At 60.1% G+C, this 17,621-nt stretch carries 15 protein-coding genes; 6 read left to right on the top strand and 9 right to left on the bottom strand.

The window, feature by feature from the left end; translation table 11 throughout:
* Nucleotides 1–165: 165 nt before the first annotated feature.
* The gene (locus ABXH05_RS02095; RefSeq protein WP_348138439.1) at nucleotides 166–1,449 is read left to right on the top strand and encodes a multidrug effflux MFS transporter; all 1,284 of its coding nucleotides are present in this window, start codon (nucleotides 166–168) and stop codon (nucleotides 1,447–1,449) included.
* A gap of 5 nt (nucleotides 1,450–1,454) precedes the next feature.
* On the opposite strand, the gene ABXH05_RS02090 is transcribed toward ABXH05_RS02095, so the two are convergent.
* A complete protein-coding gene (locus ABXH05_RS02090; RefSeq protein ID WP_353559556.1) occupies nucleotides 1,455–1,880 on the bottom strand; it encodes a GFA family protein in 426 nt (141 codons plus the stop codon).
* 425 nt (nucleotides 1,881–2,305) lie between these two features.
* Nucleotides 2,306–3,199, bottom strand: a complete 894-nt coding sequence (locus tag ABXH05_RS02085) for a LysR family transcriptional regulator (RefSeq protein WP_043949609.1) — start codon at nucleotides 3,197–3,199, stop codon at nucleotides 2,306–2,308.
* Nucleotides 3,200–3,412: 213 nt separating this feature from the next.
* On the opposite strand from ABXH05_RS02085, the gene ABXH05_RS02080 reads away from it, so the two are divergent.
* A complete protein-coding gene (locus ABXH05_RS02080; RefSeq protein ID WP_353559555.1) occupies nucleotides 3,413–4,090 on the top strand; it encodes an HAD family hydrolase in 678 nt (225 codons plus the stop codon).
* On the opposite strand, the gene ABXH05_RS02075 is transcribed toward ABXH05_RS02080, so the two are convergent.
* The 4 genes from ABXH05_RS02075 to ABXH05_RS02060 all read right to left on the bottom strand — a co-directional run bounded on the left by ABXH05_RS02075 (nucleotide 4,082) and on the right by ABXH05_RS02060 (nucleotide 8,527).
* Nucleotides 4,082–5,053, bottom strand: coding sequence for an MBL fold metallo-hydrolase (locus tag ABXH05_RS02075; RefSeq protein ID WP_353559554.1), 972 nt, complete (start codon nucleotides 5,051–5,053; stop codon nucleotides 4,082–4,084). The two genes, ABXH05_RS02080 and ABXH05_RS02075, sit on opposite strands and share 9 nt — an antisense overlap.
* 124 nt (nucleotides 5,054–5,177) lie before the next feature.
* Complete coding sequence (gene trxB, locus ABXH05_RS02070; RefSeq protein WP_353559553.1) at nucleotides 5,178–6,158, bottom strand: thioredoxin-disulfide reductase; 981 nt, start codon at nucleotides 6,156–6,158, stop codon at nucleotides 5,178–5,180.
* Between the two features lie 208 nt (nucleotides 6,159–6,366).
* Nucleotides 6,367–6,969: a peroxiredoxin gene (locus ABXH05_RS02065; protein WP_353559552.1), complete on the bottom strand. Its 603-nt coding sequence runs from the start codon at nucleotides 6,967–6,969 to the stop codon at nucleotides 6,367–6,369.
* 544 nt (nucleotides 6,970–7,513) lie between these two features.
* Nucleotides 7,514–8,527, bottom strand: coding sequence for a mitochondrial fission ELM1 family protein (locus tag ABXH05_RS02060; RefSeq protein WP_353559551.1), 1,014 nt, complete (start codon nucleotides 8,525–8,527; stop codon nucleotides 7,514–7,516).
* 177 nt (nucleotides 8,528–8,704) lie between these two features.
* On the opposite strand from ABXH05_RS02060, the gene ABXH05_RS02055 reads away from it, so the two are divergent.
* Nucleotides 8,705–9,196: an Lrp/AsnC family transcriptional regulator gene (locus tag ABXH05_RS02055; RefSeq protein WP_348138458.1), complete on the top strand. Its 492-nt coding sequence runs from the start codon at nucleotides 8,705–8,707 to the stop codon at nucleotides 9,194–9,196.
* 3 nt (nucleotides 9,197–9,199) lie between these two features.
* Here ABXH05_RS02055 and greA read toward each other — a convergent pair whose 3' ends face one another.
* Together greA and carB are read right to left on the bottom strand one after the other, a co-directional pair.
* Nucleotides 9,200–9,673, bottom strand: coding sequence for a transcription elongation factor GreA (greA, locus tag ABXH05_RS02050; protein WP_043949604.1), 474 nt, complete (start codon nucleotides 9,671–9,673; stop codon nucleotides 9,200–9,202).
* 349 nt (nucleotides 9,674–10,022) lie between these two features.
* Nucleotides 10,023–13,277 (bottom strand): carbamoyl-phosphate synthase large subunit, encoded by a 3,255-nt coding sequence (gene carB, locus ABXH05_RS02045; protein WP_353559550.1) that lies wholly within the window; start codon nucleotides 13,275–13,277, stop codon nucleotides 10,023–10,025.
* Between the two features lie 33 nt (nucleotides 13,278–13,310).
* Between carB and ABXH05_RS02040 the strand changes: the two genes are divergently transcribed.
* A complete protein-coding gene (locus ABXH05_RS02040; RefSeq protein WP_353559549.1) occupies nucleotides 13,311–13,601 on the top strand; it encodes a putative endonuclease domain-containing protein in 291 nt (96 codons plus the stop codon).
* A 20-nt stretch (nucleotides 13,602–13,621) separates the two neighbouring features.
* Here the strand turns inward: ABXH05_RS02040 and carA are convergent, their stop codons facing one another.
* Nucleotides 13,622–14,833, bottom strand: coding sequence for a glutamine-hydrolyzing carbamoyl-phosphate synthase small subunit (gene carA / locus ABXH05_RS02035; RefSeq protein ID WP_353560968.1), 1,212 nt, complete (start codon nucleotides 14,831–14,833; stop codon nucleotides 13,622–13,624).
* A gap of 343 nt (nucleotides 14,834–15,176) precedes the next feature.
* Between carA and ABXH05_RS02030 the strand changes: the two genes are divergently transcribed.
* Both ABXH05_RS02030 and dnaG read left to right on the top strand, forming a co-directional pair.
* Nucleotides 15,177–15,626 (top strand): GatB/YqeY domain-containing protein, encoded by a 450-nt coding sequence (locus tag ABXH05_RS02030; RefSeq protein WP_348138469.1) that lies wholly within the window; start codon nucleotides 15,177–15,179, stop codon nucleotides 15,624–15,626.
* Between the two features lie 54 nt (nucleotides 15,627–15,680).
* Nucleotides 15,681–17,576, top strand: a complete 1,896-nt coding sequence (gene dnaG, locus ABXH05_RS02025; protein ID WP_353559548.1) for a DNA primase — start codon at nucleotides 15,681–15,683, stop codon at nucleotides 17,574–17,576.
* The last annotated feature ends 45 nt before the right edge of the window (nucleotides 17,577–17,621 follow it).

The following is a 17,621-nucleotide window of genomic DNA, read 5'->3' as shown; positions in this document are numbered from 1 at the left end:
TTAGATGTGTTTGTCGGCGAGTAGGCTCCGGATCAAGTCCGGAGACACGGATATGGATGTGATGACCGCTACACATCTGCCATGCGGTCTCGGGGTTGCAGCTCCGGCATGAACCTTTAAGTGTGGGGTCCGGCCTATTCCGGCCGCGTCTCAAGGCTGCCATTCATGTCTTCCCCGTCAGCACCCGAACCGGCATCGAGCCCGGCCCTTGCGCTTCCGCGCTGGGAGCTTGTGGCCATGGTGGCAGCGCTTATGGCGCTCAATGCGCTGGCGATTGATGTGTTTATCCCGGCGCTGCAGGACATTGGCGAAGCGCTCAGCGTGGAAGACGAGAACCGCCGTCAGTTTGTGATTACCGCCTACATCATGGGCTTTGGCATCGCGCAGCTTTTTTACGGCACCATCTCGGACAGGTTTGGCCGGCGCCCGGTCCTGATGTTCGGGCTGGCGGTCTATGTGGGCGCGTCGGCGCTTGCGTCCTACGTTCCCAATTTTGAATCCCTGCTGGCGATCCGTTTCATACAGGGCATTGGCACGGCGGCAACGCGGGTCATTGCGGTGTCGATTGTGCGGGATACGTTTGGGGGCGCGCGCATGGCCTCAGTTATGTCGCTGGTGATGATGGTGTTCATGGCGGTGCCGCTGATCGCACCCAATATCGGTCAGCTCATCATCCTGTTCGGCGACTGGCAGTCGGTCTTCTGGGTCACCGGCATTCTTGGTGCCGTCATGGCAGTGTGGAGCTACATCCGCCTGCCGGAGACACTGCATCCTGAGTACCGCATGCCGCTGACATTCACGCGTGTGTCGTCAGCCTTCAAGGTGGTTGTCACAACGCGGGCGTCATTTGGCTATGCGCTCGCCACCGCGCTTACCTTTGCCGTGCTCTTTGCCTTCATCAGTCAGGCAGAGCAGCTGTTTACCCAGACATTTGGTCTTGGGGACTTATTCACGCTCGCCTTCAGCGGCACGGTTGTGTTCATGGCAGCGGCCAGTTTCATGAATTCACGGCTCGTGGAGCGCATGGGGATGCGGCGGCTGTCGCATACAGCCCTCATGTGCTTTGCCGGTCTTATTCTGCTGGCGCTTGCTCTGGCACTTGGCTTGGGAGATGCGTTCCCGTTCTGGCTGTTCAGCTTGATGATCGCGTCGATCTTTGCGTGCTTTGGTTTTATCGGCACCAATTTCAACGCGCTGGCCATGGACCCGCTGGGCCATGTGGCTGGCACCGCATCGTCTGTGCTTGGGTTCCTGCAAACATTTGTGGGCGGCGTGCTGGGGGCCACCATCGGCTACATGTATGACGGCACGGCGGTTCCTTTGTTTGCGGGCTATTTGATGCTCGCCCTTGGGGCCATTGCGTGCGTTGCCATGGCAGAGGGCGGCAGCCTCTTTGGGGCGGACGATGATCTGGCGATGCCGCCGGTCGCACCGCAGGACGCGGACTGAACCCTTTAGCCCGGCATTTTTTCAAAGGCCGGGATATCCGGGTCCAGGGTCACCCAATGGGCTTTTTCACTCACATAGACATTTGAAATCGGCGTGAAGGCCTCCGGTTCATCCAGCGTCGAGGCAAAGAGGTTCAACAGTACCTTATTGCCCTGGGACTGGGCGTGGATACGCGTGCCGCAGCGAGCACACAGGGCGGTTGTGACGCCGTGACCACTCTCTGACATACGTTGGAACTCCACCCGCTCACCGGTGATCGTGATGGCGTTTGCGGGAACAGAGATGGCCGACACATAGGGGGCACCACTGCCCGCCTGGCAGGCATGGCAATGGCAGTTCGAACTCCACACCGGCGCCGCCGTGCAGATATAGCGCACGGCGCCGCAGGTGCATCCGCCTTCAAAGGGGACATTGAACTCAGCTGTGGGCATGGGGGCCTCCAAACACGTTGCAGGGCGCATCAGCACGGCGAAATGCGGCAACAAAATGTGGAGGCATCAAGAAAGGAACCAGCGGAAAAGAAAAAGGCCGGACCTGCGTTACTCGTGCAGGCCCGGCCCTAGTCCTTGGGTAGCAGGCTAATGGGGGGGTGCCTGGCTACCGGCGCATGCAAGCCTCAAGGGGAGGAGTGGCTTCCATGCTGCCTCGAAGCAACGTCTTGGGGAGAGGACGCTTCGAAGGAGTGCAGTTATGTGAACTGCTGATGACGAAAAAATAGGCTTTTGCTGCACTGCATTCAAGCAGACTGCCTTCAAAGCAACCATGCACTGAACGCATAGCTCAGGATTCAGCCCTGGCTCAAACGCAAGGCACTGATTTTACTGACAGATTGTCGATAGCTGGATGTCGAACGACCCTAGTAGGTCCATTCCCGGGCTTTTTCGAGCAGGAAATCACGCATGACGGTGATCCGTTTTGTGTCCCGAAGCTCGGCTGGATACACAAAAAACGTGTCGAAATGGGGGACTTCCACGTCCGGCAGCACCCGCACCACATCGGGGTGGTGGCGGATGATGTAGTCGGGCAGGGCACCGATGCCAAAGCCTGATTCAACGGCCTTGAGCACCCCGTAGATGTTGTTCACCCGGAAAAACGGCTCACGGGCCCGGCCATCTTCAAGGCCCGCTGTCTGCAGCCAGTTCACTTCCTGCAGCGCTGCCGGTGCTGCATCGCCATAAACCACGATGTCGTGGTTATCGATGTCGGCAAGCGTCTTGGGCTCGCCGCCCTTGCGCGCCAGATAATCCTTGGTGGCATAGAGGTGATAGTGGACGCGGAACAGCTTGCGCTGCACCAGGTCCTGCTGCACTGGCGGGTGGAAGCGCACGGCAACGTCCGCCTCACGCATCGCCAGATCAAGCTCACGGTCATCCACGATGAGATGCAGGTTGATCTTGGGGTAGCGGTCAGTGAATTCCTTGAGGCGCGGCACCAGCCAGTTCGCCCCAAAGCCCACAGTGGTGGTGAGTTTGAGGTCGCCGGAGGGCTCGCCCTTGGTTTCACGCAGGCGGCTTTCCGTATCCGCCAGGCGCGTAAACACCTCGCGGGTGGTGCCATACAGCACTTCGCCGGTTTCCGTCAGCAGCAGGCCGCGGGCATGGCGATGGAACAGGGTGAGACCCAGCGATTCTTCCAGAGCGGAGATCTGGCGGCTGACGGCGGACTGGCTGAGGTTCAGCTGCTCACTTGCATGGGTAAAGCTGCCAGCCTCTGCGGCCGCATGAAATATGCGCAGCTTGTCCCAGTCCATGACGCCCCTAGCTCCCGCCTGCTTGCCGCAGCGTTATTCGCTTTTGGTTCGGCCCTATATCCGACGGGAAGCGATTCGGCGCAAGGGCAATGCCTGCCAAATGTAACAGTCATTTTGCATATCCCACTTGCGAGCCGGATTGCGGTGCATTCTGCAATGGTTGGAAAACCGATGTGACTGGCTCTTTGGAGGCGACCCGCCTACATCGCTGGCATGACACATGATCCCTTATCCACGCGACCGGACCTCGTCATCTTTGATTGTGACGGCGTTCTGGTGGACAGCGAGACGATTGCCAATGAAGTGCTCGCGGTCGCGGTGAGCGAGCTTGGCTGGCCGACAACGACCGCTGACAGCCATCGCCGGTTTCGGGGCCTGTCGTGGCCGTCAACGATCGCCATTATTGAAGATGAAATCGGGAAATCTGTTCCTGAAGAGTGGGTGCAGCGGTCCCGCGAAAGAATGCACACTTCCATTTACGAGACCGTGACCGCCATTCCCGGTGTCGCCGATGTGGTTGCGCGGGTCGAAGCCGAGAACATTCCGCGATGCGTCGGCTCCTCCAGCCAGCCGGACTATCTGGCGCATGTGCTGGGGCGTGCCGGGCTTGATCATCACTTTGGGGAGGCCGTCTTCAGCGCAACGATGGTGGCCAAGGGCAAACCGGCGCCGGACCTGTTTTTGTTTGCAGCGTCTCAGATGGGCCATGTGCCACACAGAGCGGTGGTGATTGAGGACACCGTGCCGGGTGTTCAGGCCGGCATGGCCGCCGGCATGCGTGTCATTGGCTATGCCGGTGATCCGAACACGGATGGAAACGCGCTTGCAGATGCTGGCGCGGTGGTTGTTGGTGACATGGCCGAGGTGCCAGCGCTTTTGGGCCTAGGGTAGGTCGCGGGAGGCGGATAGAGGGCCGGGCAGGTCCGTCAGGATGCTGGTGGTGTCGTTGACGGTAAAGGCCCGGGGCCAGAACCCTGTTCCCTCGGCGGTGCCATCTTCAAAGGCAGCCAGTGCTGTTTCCAGATCGCGCAGGGACTGGAGGCCTGTCACAGGCACACCGGATTTGGCATCCCCATGGGCCGCATAAATGTTGATGGTCTCCGGCAGGTCTGCGACCAGCTGCCGTGTGGTGGCCAGATAGGTCCTGAGGCTGGAATTGGGCATGAAGGCATAGATCGCGCCATCGCCTGAATAGTCACCCATGAAGAACTGATCAGCCCGCTTGTCCCACACCGCAATGGACTCCGGCGTGTGGCCGGGGATCGAGAGCAGGGTTACCTGGCGGTCGCCCAGATCCAATTCGGTGTTCGGTGCCCACCAGCCCGCAACCGGCCAGCTTGGCACGTCATACCCTTCAACAAATCCCAGATGCTCGTTGCTGGTAGGGGTGAACACACCATCTGGCACACGTGCGCGCAGATGCGGCAGGTCCGGCATCAGGATCGTGTCAAAGGCGTCGTGGTTGCCGACATGGTCATAGTGGAGGTGGCTGGAGATGACGCTCACGGGCTTGTCTGTGAGCGAGGCAACCACCGGAGCAATCTTGCCTGCAGGCGACCCCGTATCAATGAGCAGAGCACGCTCGCTGCCGACCAGCAGATAGGAGTGGACGTCTTGATGATAAAGCGGCTCGGCAATAACGAACGTGCCCGGGCCCACTTCCTCAACAGTGTAAAAGTCGTCCGCCCACAGCTCCTTGTCGCCGAGCACGACATCCGCCCTGTCCAGCAGCGGTGGCTCGCCTTCAAGGCTCACCAGTTGCAGCATCAGCGGTGTGCGGAAGAGATAGGCTGCGCCCAGTAGCATTGCCAGCGCCCAAAGGCCGAAGAAAATCCTGAGACCTGTCTTGCCCATGTCTTCCCCCTGTCGTTTTTGTTGTCGAGGCAGTTGGCCACGAAGAACCCCATTGTTGCACCGACGCGAACCAGACGGGCAACAATGGGGTTTTGTGACGTTTTAGGTGCGGTTTGAGAGCTGCTTACTCTGCTGCCGCTGCCTTGGTGTCATTTGCTTCGTTTTCAGCGATGAACTTTTCAGCCTCAAGGGCGGCCATGCAGCCCATGCCGGCAGCTGTTACGGCCTGCCGATAGGTTTCGTCCGTCACATCCCCTGCCGCATACACGCCGGGAATGTTTGTCGCTGTCGAATCCGGCTTGGTGATGATGTAGCCGGAGTCTTTCATCTCCACCTGATCGCGGAAAATTTCCGTCGATGGCTTGTGCCCGATGGCAATGAAGATGCCGTCGGCTTCCACTTCCTTGGTCTCACCGGACTTGGTGTCCTTGAGGCGAATGTGTGTCACGCCCTGGATCTCACCCTTGCCGAGAATTTCATCCACCTCGTGGCTCCACTCGACGGAGATTTTCTCATGCTTGAAGAGACGCTCCTGAAGGATGCGTTCGGCGCGCAGTTCATCGCGGCGATGCACCAGCGTTACGTGCTCAGCAAAGTTGGTAAGGAACAGGGCTTCTTCCACAGCGGTGTTGCCACCGCCAACCACGACCACCTTCTTGCCGCGATAGAAGAACCCGTCGCAGGTTGCGCAGGCAGACACACCAAAGCCCTGGAACTTGTCTTCCGAAGGCAGGCCAAGCCACTGAGCCTGGGCACCGGTTGCGATGATGACTGAATCAGCGGTGTAGACGACGCCGCCGTCGCCAACCGCGCGGAAGGGTCGGGCCTTGAGGTCAACCGACATGATCGTGTCGTCGATCATCTCCGTGCCCACATGCTTGGCCTGAGCTTCCATCTGCTCCATCAGCCAGGGGCCCTGGATCACATCTGCGAAGCCTGGATAGTTTTCCACTTCGGTGGTGATTGTCAGCTGGCCGCCGGGCTGAAGGCCGCGGACCATGACCGGCTCAAGCATGGCGCGCGCGGCATAGATCGCGGCTGTGTAGCCTGCGGGGCCGGCACCAATGATGAGAACTTTTGCGTGTTTTGTCTGTTCGGTGGCCATTTTCTGGGCCTTTCGCCATCTTAGTCGTGGTGTGCGTACGGTGTCGGCGTCTTTGGATGGGTCGGGGCGAATCCCCGGTTGCCGACATAATAGCCGAATGAGTGCCCTCAACATGGGTCTTGTCGCTCCAAGATCAATTACCTCATCCCATAGAGACGCGGTAGATCACGCGGATATGACAAGACCCATATTGAGGGCTTTTTAGGGCTTAGAGGGCCTCTGCGTGCTTGCCAAGGTAGTCAGCAACGCCCGCAGCGGTGTCTTTCATGCCTTCATCGCCCTTCTGCCAGCCAGCAGGGCAGACTTCGCCCACTTCTTCATGGAACTGCAGTGCTTCCACCATACGAACGGTCTCGTCCGCATTGCGGCCCAGCGGCAGGTCATTCACAAGCTGGTGGCGGACGATGCCGTCCCGATCGATCACGAAGGTCCCGCGCAGGGCTACTTCATCCTGATGCAGGATGCCGTATTCACGGGTGATCTGCTTGGAGACGTCCGCAACCATCGGGAATTTGACCGGTCCCAGGCCACCGTCCTTGGGGGCTGTGTTGCGCCAGGCGTAGTGGGTGAACTGGCTGTCGATGGAGATGCCGACGACCTTGGTGTTCATGGCCGACAGCTTCTCGACGCGGTTGGAGTAGGCGAGGATTTCGCTGGGGCAGACAAATGTGAAATCCAGCGGCCAGAAGAACACCACGCCGTAGGAGCCCTTGAGGTGCTCCATCAGGTGGAAATCTTCCTTGATGAAGCCGTCTTCCATGACGGCGGCAGCTGTGAAATCCGGGGCGGTTTTGCCTACGAGGACAGTCATTATGCGTGGCTCCTTAAAAGCAACTTGGAGATCAAAAACCACAGAAGGTGCCGCAGCCGGGGAGGGCGGCCGGGCCATGCAGGCGAATCCCGCATCTTCTGTGAGATGCAAATTAGAATTCTTCTAATTAAATACAAGAGGCCGTTCGGGGGCATCTGGTCGCACCTGCCATGCAGTTTCGTGCGGCCTGCCAAGGACCCTTAGATCACCTATCCGGCGCGCCCGACGATGCGTTGCCGCGGGGCCCTGTGGATGGCTGACGAACACGGAATCCACGGGTCGTCTTGCAGGGCGTTGCTGACCCATTTGAATCGCTGGGGATGACAATTGGCCGGGGTGTGGATAACTCAAAACTGCGAGTCTTTAGAGTCGCTTACGCCTTGGGATTGTGGCGGTGAATCGTGCCCTGCGGCCGGGACTGCCGGCATGAGGCTTCTTCTGTGTACTGACCTGTGGATAAGTCGAAATATCAGAGTCCGGAGAGTCAGTTAGCGGATGATATTGATCCGCCTACTGAATCGCCAGCGCTGGCAATGAATTGAGCCTATTGCCCGGTGCCAGGTGCTGCAGGAAGCGCGAAGCCCCTGTCGCTCATACGCTGACGGACTTCCTGCGCGGCGCGAAGTGTTTCGGTCAGCGGGGGGTAGCTCCACGCGTCGAGGGGAGCATGGGTCAGCGAGCGGGCGATGCCACGGGCCTTCAGCACGTCATGGAAATGGTCGAACTTCTCGGAGCCTCCGTCGAGTTCGGCCACATAAAGCGGCTTGCCACTGGCGGCGGCTTCGGCCGCCATGTTCACGCTGTCCTCGGTCACGACGATGGCGTCGGCGCACGCATACAGACCCAAAATGGGGCTGTCGCCGGACCCGTCCCATACCCACGCACCCAGACGTTTGGCGTGCGCTTGAATGAGCGCTTCGTTGTCGGTGCCTGTCCGCCGGGACGTGGTAATGGCGAGGCGTGCGCCGGACTCGGTTTGCATCTTCTCAAGGCACCGGAACAGCTCGTCGATCGTGCTGCGATTCAGGCGGTAGGCACTGCTGGACCCGCCGATGGCAACAGCAACCAGCGGGCGCCCGAGGGCGTCGAACTTTGATGCCCATTTGTCCGATGCCTCGGCCAGTCGCCAGGGTAGGGCGAGATTGGGGGAGCCGATGATCGACAGGACGTTTTGCGCCGGGGCGACATTGTCGTGGTCCGGCGGCACGACGAGATCGAACAGGGCCGGTGTCACACGGGGGTCCTGACACTGGACGACAAATGTCCGTCCCTGCGAGACCCGCTTGATGTGGATGGCAAGAGGCACAGACTGACGACCACAGGCGACGACAAGGTCAGGCCAGGGGCCATCCAGCATCTGTCGGTTTTCAGCTGAGAGTCGTGACGGCACCTTGCCCCACAGGGACCACGCTTTCTCCGGAAGCCAGCGCCACGGTGCCTTGGCGGCAACCCGCAGGGGGACCGGCGCAAAGCCTGCGGCCTCTGCCAGCGCCAGGCATTGGTTCTCCATGCCCCGCGCGCCACCGCTGATTGCCCATGCGACCGGTCTATCGGCCAAAGTGGCCGGGTCCGATTGTGAGGCCGGTGCGGTTGAGCCGCCTGATTCCGTAGGGTCTTGAGACATAATCGTTCGTGTATGCGCAATTTTATTGCGCGGGTCCCGAGGGCTGCGCTATGAGTTCGCTGGCTCTTACGAGTCGCGACCACCACTCTTCTAGCAGGGACGCACGCTTTCATGCAGCGGGTAAAACTCGACGCCATTGACCGAAAGATACTGGCTGAGCTTCAGGCGGACGGCCGCATGACAAATGTGGAGCTGTCCAACCGGGTCGGTATCTCGGCACCGCCCTGTCTGCGCCGTGTCCGCGCACTGGAAGAAGCAGGTCTGATTGAGGGCTATCACGCCCAGCTGTCTGAGCGGGATCTGGGTTTTGACGTCACGGTGTTCGCCATGGTGGGGCTGCACAGCCAGGCGGAAGCAGACCTGCGCGCCTTTGAAGAGCGGGTCAACGCGTGGCCGCTGGTCCGTGAATGCCACATGCTCAATGGCGAGATCGACTTCATCCTCAAATGCGTCGCGCCGGATCTGGCCAGCTTCCAGAATTTCCTGACGGAAAGTCTCACGCCGGCGCCCAACGTGGCCCATGTGCGCACGTCACTCACCATCCGCCGGTCAAAATATGACCCGGGCGTGCCGGTAGATCTGATGGAGCCGATTGAGGCTTAGCTGCTACTTGAAGCGGACTTTCAGAATTTCGTAGCTCTTGCCACCGCCGGGTGTTGCCACCTCGACGCTGTCGCCTGCTGTCTTGCCGATGAGCGCGCGGGCGATGGGGGAGGAGATCGAAATCTTGCCGTCCTTCACGCTGGCTTCGTTGTCGCCGACAATCTGATAGGTCACTTCGTCGTCGGTATCTTCGTCAACAATCTCGACGAAGGCCCCAAAGGTCACGTTCTTGCCGGAGAGCTTGGTGACGTCGATCACGTCAGCGCGGGCAAGGGCGTCTTCCAGTTCGGCAACGCGGGCTTCGTTGAGGCCCTGCTGCTCTTTGGCGGCGTGATATTCTGCATTTTCAGAGAGATCGCCGTGTTTACGGGCTTCGGAAATCGCCGCGATGATGCGCGGGCGCTCAACGGATTTGAGCTGCTTGAGTTCCGTCTCCATGGCCGCGTGTCCTTCGCTGGTCATGGGTATCTTTTCCATCACGTATTCCACTCACAAAAGAATATGACCCCGCCGCCGATGCGCACCGGCGAATTCCGGGGCATTTGCGTCAAGGTCAGCGCCAGCCTCCGTATCCCTTGGAGACATGCAACGCTTCGCATCAACTGGCGAATAAGACCTTTGGGACCCTGTCCCGCGCTGCGCTGTAACCGGTGCGCGCGCCTGACCGGGAGGTCCCTGAGGCCGAAAAATAAGGACGCCGGGGCTTGGCCCCGGCGAGGGCACGTACTTCAGAATAATTTTTGCGCCGCGTCAATATATTCCGTGCGGACAGCAAAAACCCTTTGGTTTCCTGACATTATGTCAGACGAACCACATTCTCTGAGGTCTACTCGGCAGCCTGCATGTAGCTCTGCAAAGAGGCTACGTGCAGTTCATCCCCCCGCATGGCGGCGATGGCGCGTGTGGCCGCCATGGCGCCGGACAGTGTCGTGTAATAGGGAATCTTGTTCTGCAGGGCTGCGCGGCGCAGGGATGCTGAGTCAGACAGCGCCTGGGCGCCCTCGGTGGTGTTGAACACCAGCTGCACTTCGCCGTTGGTAATGGCGTCCACGATGTGGGGGCGGCCTTCCAGCACCTTGTTGATGCGGGTCACCGGCACGTTGTTTTCTTCCAGCAGGCGCGCGGTGCCGCTGGTGGCAACAATCTTGAAACCCATCTCGCACAGCTGGCGGGAGGGTTCGATGATGCGTTCCTTGTCGCCGTCCTTCATGGAGATGAAAGCTGTGCCTTCTTCGGGCACGGTCGTGCCGCCGCCCAGCTGGCTCTTGGCAAAGGCCACGCCAAAGCTGGTATCGAGGCCCATGACTTCGCCGGTCGAGCGCATTTCCGGCCCCAGAATAGTGTCGACGCCCGGGAAGCGGGCAAACGGGAAGACGGCTTCCTTGACGGCAATGTGGTCATATTTGCGCTTCTTGAGGCCGAAGCTTGCAAGGCTTTCACCGGCCATGATGCGCGAGGCAATACCCGCAATGGGCGCGCCCAGAACCTTGGCGACGAACGGCACCGTGCGGCTGGCGCGCGGGTTCACTTCAATGACGTAGATGTCGCCGTCCTTGATGGCGAACTGCACATTCATCAGTCCAATCACGCCCAGTGCCAGAGCCATGGCTGCCGTCTGCTTTTCAAGCTCGGCAATGATCTCGTCTGACAGGGAGAAGGGCGGCATGGAGCAGGCGCTGTCGCCTGAGTGAACACCGGCTTCTTCAATGTGTTCAAGGATGCCGGACACGAACACGTCCTTGCCGTCGCACAGCGCGTCCACATCCACTTCCGTTGCGTCCCGCAGATAGCTGTCGATGAGGACCGGGCTGTCGCCGGACACCACAACGGCTTCCTTCATGTAGCGCTCAAGGTCCGTGACGCCGTGGACGATTTCCATGGCGCGGCCACCCAGCACATAGGACGGGCGGATGACGACGGGGAAGCCGATGTCTTCGGCAATCTTGCGGGCTTCTTCAGCGGAGCGGGCAATGCCGTTGGCGGGCTGGCGCAACTTCAGGTCATCCAGCAGGGCCTTGAAGCGGTCCCGGTCTTCCGCAAGGTCGATGGCGTCAGGCGGCGTGCCCAGAATGGGGACATTGGCGTCTTCCAGTGCCTGCGCCAGCTTCAGTGGTGTCTGGCCGCCAAACTGCACGATGACACCGGCCAGCGTGCCGGCCTGCTGTTCCACGGTGATCAGCTCCAGCACGTCTTCTGCCGTCAGTGGCTCAAAGTACAAACGATCAGACGTGTCGTAGTCGGTGGACACGGTCTCCGGGTTGCAGTTGACCATGATCGATTCAAAGCCTGCATCCGCCAGAGAGAACGCGGCATGGCAGCAGCAATAATCAAACTCGATGCCCTGGCCGATGCGGTTTGGACCGCCACCCAGAATGATCGCCTTCTTCGCAGTGGTGACACCGGACTCGCATTCAGGCGTGCCGTCAGGACCCGTCACTTCATAGGTGGAGTACATGTAGGGCGTCTTGGCGGCGAACTCGGCGGCGCAGGTATCAATGCGCTTGTAGACCGGGCGCACATCCATGCCGCGGCGTTTGGCGGATACATCTTTTTCAGCCATGCCTGCAAGCTGGCCAAGGCGGGCGTCAGAAAAGCCCTTGCTCTTCAGCATACGGAAGGTTTTAGGGTTTTCCGGCAGGCCGTGCTCGGCAACGCGGGCTTCGGTTTCCACCAGATCGCGGATCTGGGCGAGGAACCACGGGTCGATCTTGCACAGATTATGTATTTCCTCGTCACCCAGCCCATGCCGCATGGCCTGCGCCACGGTCAGCACGCGATTGGGGGTCGGCTGGCCAAGGGCTGCACGAATGGCATTCTTGTCGTCGCCTTCGTTCAGGCCAGGCACTTCGATTTCCGTCAGACCGTCAAAGTCTGTTTCAAGAGAGCGCAGCGCCTTCTGGAAGCTTTCCTGGAACGTCCGGCCAATGGCCATGGCTTCGCCCACGGACTTCATGGCTGTGGTCAGGTGCGGCTTGGCGCCTGGGAATTTTTCAAACGCAAACCGCGGAATTTTTGTGACGACGTAGTCAATCGTCGGCTCAAACGATGCAGGCGTCGCGCCGGTGATGTCATTGTCCAGCTCGTCCAGCGTGTAGCCGACCGCAAGGCGGGCAGCGACCTTGGCGATGGGGAAGCCGGTTGCCTTGGAGGCCAGCGCAGAGGAGCGCGATACGCGCGGGTTCATCTCAATGACAACCAGACGGCCGTCTTTCGGGTTCACTGCGAACTGAACATTCGAGCCGCCGGTCTCAACGCCGATTTCGCGCAGACACGCAATCGAGGCGTTGCGCATGATCTGGAATTCTTTGTCGGTCAGCGTCAGGGCAGGGGCGACGGTAATCGAGTCGCCGGTATGAATGCCCATGGGGTCGATGTTCTCGATGGAGCAGACGATGATGGCGTTGTCGTCCTTGTCGCGGACCACCTCCATCTCGAACTCTTTCCAGCCGAGCACGGATTCTTCAATGAGGATTTCGGTGACGGGGGACGCATCCAGCCCGTAAGCCACCATCTTCATGAATTCGTCTTTGTTGTAGGCAATGCCGCCGCCGGTGCCGCCCATGGTGAAGGACGGACGGATGATCGTCGGCAGGCCCACCTTCTCAAGCCCGGCCATGGCTTCTTCAAGGGTGTTGGCAATGTGCGAGCGCGGGCTCTCAAGGCCGATCTTGTCCATCGCCTCACGGAACAGCTGCCGGTCTTCCGCTTTTTCAATGGCTTTCTGGTTGGCACCGATCAGTTCGATGCCCAGCTCGTCCAGCACGCCCTTGTCGGCGAGTGCCAGCGCGCAGTTGAGTGCTGTCTGGCCACCCATGGTGGGCAGCACGGCGTCGGGCTTTTCAACGCGCAGGATCTTCTCGACCACTTCCGGCGTAATCGGCTCGATATAGGTCGCATCCGCCAGGTCCGGGTCGGTCATGATCGTCGCCGGGTTGGAGTTCACCAGAATGATCCGGTAGCCGTCCTCTTTCAGCGCCTTGCATGCCTGTGTGCCCGAGTAATCAAACTCGCAGGCCTGCCCGATGATGATCGGACCAGCGCCGATGATCAGAATGCTCTTGATGTCTGTACGTTTGGGCATGGTTTAACGGGCTTTGCGAACTAGGTTTGATTCATGACCAACGATCACGCCTTGGCGCGGCGAATGCTGGCCGACATGTTTTTGTACTACCGGCTTCGTCCGCACGGATTTGCGGAAGGTGCCGTTGCGGGCTGCCCGAAGGCCGACTTTGCGAGCGCGCCCCTGCGCCTCGCCATCCTTCTGGATACGGCGCCCGACGATCCGCGTACGGATGAGCTGATCGACACCGGCTGGCGTGTCCTCGCGCTCTCCGGTGCGCAGGTCCGCGACGATCCCGGATCGATCCGTCAGACCCTGCTCGATACGGCGCAGGCCCTTGCGTGATATGTGGGCAGCGGACGTCACTAGCCTTTTGCCTCCGCCATACGCTCAACGAAGCGTGCGAAGAGGTAGTGGCTGTCCTGCGGGCCCGGTGAGGCTTCGGGGTGGTGCTGCACGGAGAAGATCCGGCCGCCGTCGGCTTCAAGGCCGGCATTGGAGCTGTCGAACAGCGACCGGTGTGTTTCGGTCACGCCGTCGGGCAGGGAGCCGGCTTCCACTGCAAAGCCATGGTTCATGGAGGTGATCTCGACCTTGGAGGTCGTGAAATCCTTCACCGGATGGTTGGCGCCGTGGTGGCCCTGATGCATTTTTTTGGTGGTGGCGCCCAGCGCGCGGCCGAGCAACTGGTGGCCAAGGCAGATGCCGAAGATGGGCTTGCCGCTCTCTACCAGCTTCTTGATTTCCGGCAGGGCGTATTCGCCGGTGGCAGCGGGGTCGCCGGGGCCGTTGGCCAGGAAGATGCCGTCCGGGTTTTGCGCCAGCACGTCTTCTGCTGTGGATGTGGAGGGCATGACCGTGACGGCGCAGCCCTGATCTGCCAATAGCCGCAAAATGTTGCGCTTGGCACCGAAGTCCAGCGCCACGACCTTGTATTTGGCTTTGGCAAGGCGGCCATAGCCGTCGCCCCAGCTCCAGCTGGTTTCATCCCACTGGTAAGGTTCAGCTGTGGTGACGTCCTTCGCCAGCTCCATGCCTTCAAGGCCGGGGAAGGCCTTGGCCTGTGCCGTCAGCGCATCAATGTCGAACTTGCCGTCTTCTGCGTAGGCGATGACCCCGTTGGGCATGCCGTTTTCGCGGATGAGGTTTGTGAGCGCGCGGGTATCAAGGCCCGAAATACCGATGATGCCCTGGGTCTTGAGCCATGCGTCCAGATGCTGCGACGAGCGGTAATTGGACGGGTCTGTGATATCCGCCTTGAGGATGCAGCCCATGACGCCAGCCTTGGCCTCAAGGTTGGAGGTTTCAATGTCCTCGTCATTGGTGCCGACATTGCCAATGTGGGGGAAGGTGAAGGTGATGATCTGGCCCGCATAGGACGGGTCCGTCAGCACTTCCTGATATCCGGTGATGGCGGTGTTGAAGCAGACCTCGCCCGCAGCAGCACCCGTGGCACCCACGCCATAGCCTTCAAAGACGGTGCCGTCTGCAAGCACGAGGCGGGCTGTGGTGGGTTTGTCTTCAGCTTCCCAAGCCAAGGTGCCGGATGGTGTGGAGCCAGATCCGACTCCCCCCATCCCGGATACGGGCGGGCGGGCGTCAGAATTGGGCTCGGCCATTTGAAGGCTCCCTTGGGGACATTTGGCGCACACCTCAAAGGGTATGCGCGAGAGTGATAACAGGGTTTTGCGCGTGGGGGCTTGTAAAAGCGGCAAGCATGCGCAAATTGGCGCGGAAATTAGCGGGAGCCCTCTCCCGCGTCAACCTGTGATTTGCCCTGATTTTTTATTTAAAATCAATGGCTTACAGGGGGTTGCGGCGTGGTGCCGCGAAAGAAGTGTCATTTGCCTTCTTGCCCCTGCATGCACACATGATGTGAGTCTCAACTGTGAGTCTCAGGTTCAACCGGAAGACACTGATATGCGTGACACGTTCAAAGCGGCCCTCAAGGACGCGCTCAAGGCTGGTGACAAGCGACGTCTGGCGACGCTGCGCCTGATCACGGCTGCCATCAAGGATCGGGACATCAATGCCCGGTCTGAGGGCAAGGACCCGGTCAGCGACGGTGAAATCCTCCAGATCCTCGCGAAGATGATCAAGCAGCGCCGCGAATCAGCCACCACCTATGAGGAGGCTGGCCGTCTCGAGCTTGCGACTCAGGAGCGCGAAGAGATCGACATCATTGAAGGTTTCCTGCCGACCCAGCTGGGTGACGCGGAAGTGGAAGCCGCCTGCAAGGAAGTGATTGCCGAGCTTGGTGCCGATGGCCTCAAGGACATGGGCAAATGCATGGGCGTGCTCAAAGACAAATATGCCGGGCAGATGGATTTCGCCCAGGCGAGCAAGTCCGTGAAGGATTTGCTGAGCTAGCATCCGCATCGGGTCCTTATGGACTCACGCGCGCCTCGGTCGCATCATTCCCCCATGAAGTTTTCTGACCAGTTGCTGGACGATATCCGCGCGCGCATTCGCGTGTCGGAGGTGGTTGGGCGCAAGGTCGGGCTCAAGCGCAAGGGGCGTGAGTTTGCGGGGCTCTCTCCGTTCAATCAGGAGAAGACGCCGAGTTTCTTTGTGAATGATGAAAAGCAGTTTTATCACTGCTTTTCGTCCGGCAAGCATGGCGACATCTTCAAATGGATGATGGAGATGGAAGGCCTGTCCTTTCCCGAAGCTGTTGAACGGCTGGCGGGCGAGGCGGGGGTCGAGCTGCCCAAGGCGACGCCTCAGGACATGGAGCGCGAAAAGAAACGCGCCGGGCTCATCGACGTCATGGAAATGGCGGACGCGTTTTTTCGTGATCAGTTCAAGGGTGGCCGGGCGAAAGACGCGCGGGCCTATATCGAGCGGCGCGGGCTGTCTGCCAAGACAATTGCCGAGTTCGGCATTGGCTATGCGCCCGCAGACCGCCAGGCGCTGCGCGGTCATCTGTCAGCACGCAATATCACTGATGCACAGATGGCCGAAGCGGGTCTCATTATTCATGGGGAAGACATTCGCGAACCCTATGACCGCTTTCGTGATCGCATCATGTTTCCCATTGGCGATGCCCGTGGGCGTACCATTGCCTTTGGTGGTCGCGCGCTCTCCGCTGACGTACCAGCCAAGTATCTGAATAGTCCGGACACGCCGCTTTTTCATAAAGGGTCGATTGTCTACAACTTCGCCCGCGCCCGTAAGCCGGCCTTTGATGCGCAGGCGGTGCTGGTGGCGGAAGGCTACATGGATGTCATCGCTCTGGCGCAGGCGGGGCTTGCGCACGCGGTTGCGCCTCTTGGTACAGCGCTGACGGAAGACCAGATTGCGCTGCTGTGGCGGCTGGCGCCTGAGCCGGTGCTGTGTTTCGACGGCGACAGGGCCGGGCAGGCAGCAGCCTACCGGGCCGCCGAGCGTGCCTTGCCGGTGCTCAAGCCCGGTCACTCGGTTCGCTTTGCCTTCCTTCCCGACGGCAAGGACCCGGATGATCTCATCAAGACAGCCGGGCCGGACGCCATGCGCGACGTGATTGCGCAGGCGCAGCCGCTCTACAAAGTGCTGTGGGAAAAGGAAGTGACCGACCGGCGCATCGAGACGCCGGAACAGCGCGCCGAATTTCAAAAATCCATTCGGGCGATGCCCCGGGTCATTCGCGATGAAGCGGTGCGCGAGCATTATGCCCAGACCTTCGAGCAGCAGTTGCAGACCTTCTTTGGCGGCCAGCAGGGCAATTTGCCCGGTGGACGCGGTCGCACCAGTGCCTTTGGTGGACGTTCAGGTGGTGATCGACGCGGCGGCGGCGGTTTTGGCAGAGGCGGGTTCAACAAGGCTGCTTTGGGTGCCACACCGTCGCTTATGCGCAGTTCTTTGGGCCGCGGCGGGGCCCCGGCTACCAGTCGCGCGCATGAGTTGCTGGTCCTGACTGTGCTCAACCATCCCTGGCTTGTGGCGGACCATGCAGAGGCTCTGGCGGGGGTCAGCATTTCAGACCCGTCGCTTGACAGTTTGCTTAATGAAATCATAGATGTATCGACGCAAGGGGACCATCTTGACAAGACGGCGCTGCACACCCACTTGGAATCTCATGGATTGAGCCACGTGGCGCATCGGCTTTTGTCTGATCAAGCCTTGAAAACAGTCGCTTTTTCGAGCGGTGAAGCGGACCCGGCGGTTGCCGAGGAGGGCTTTGACGCTACGTTGAAGGAGTGCGCGGCAGGCGGTTTTGAAGCCGATCTGCAACGCGCACAGGCTGATTTCGAGGTGGATCCGAGCGAGGAAAACTGGTCCCGGCTTGAGCAGATCAAGCGGATGATGCTTGAGCAGGACCTGAAGGATACCGCCAGTTAGCTGGCACGAAATTCAAGCGCGGGCAGCGCAGGTACCGGTTGCAGG

The sequence above is a fragment of the Pyruvatibacter sp. HU-CL02332 genome (assembly GCF_040362765.1).
Classification (GTDB): domain Bacteria; phylum Pseudomonadota; class Alphaproteobacteria; order CGMCC-115125; family CGMCC-115125; genus Pyruvatibacter.
The sequence above is the reverse complement of the archived record's forward strand: the minus strand, read 5'-3'. Positions and strand labels throughout refer to the sequence as shown.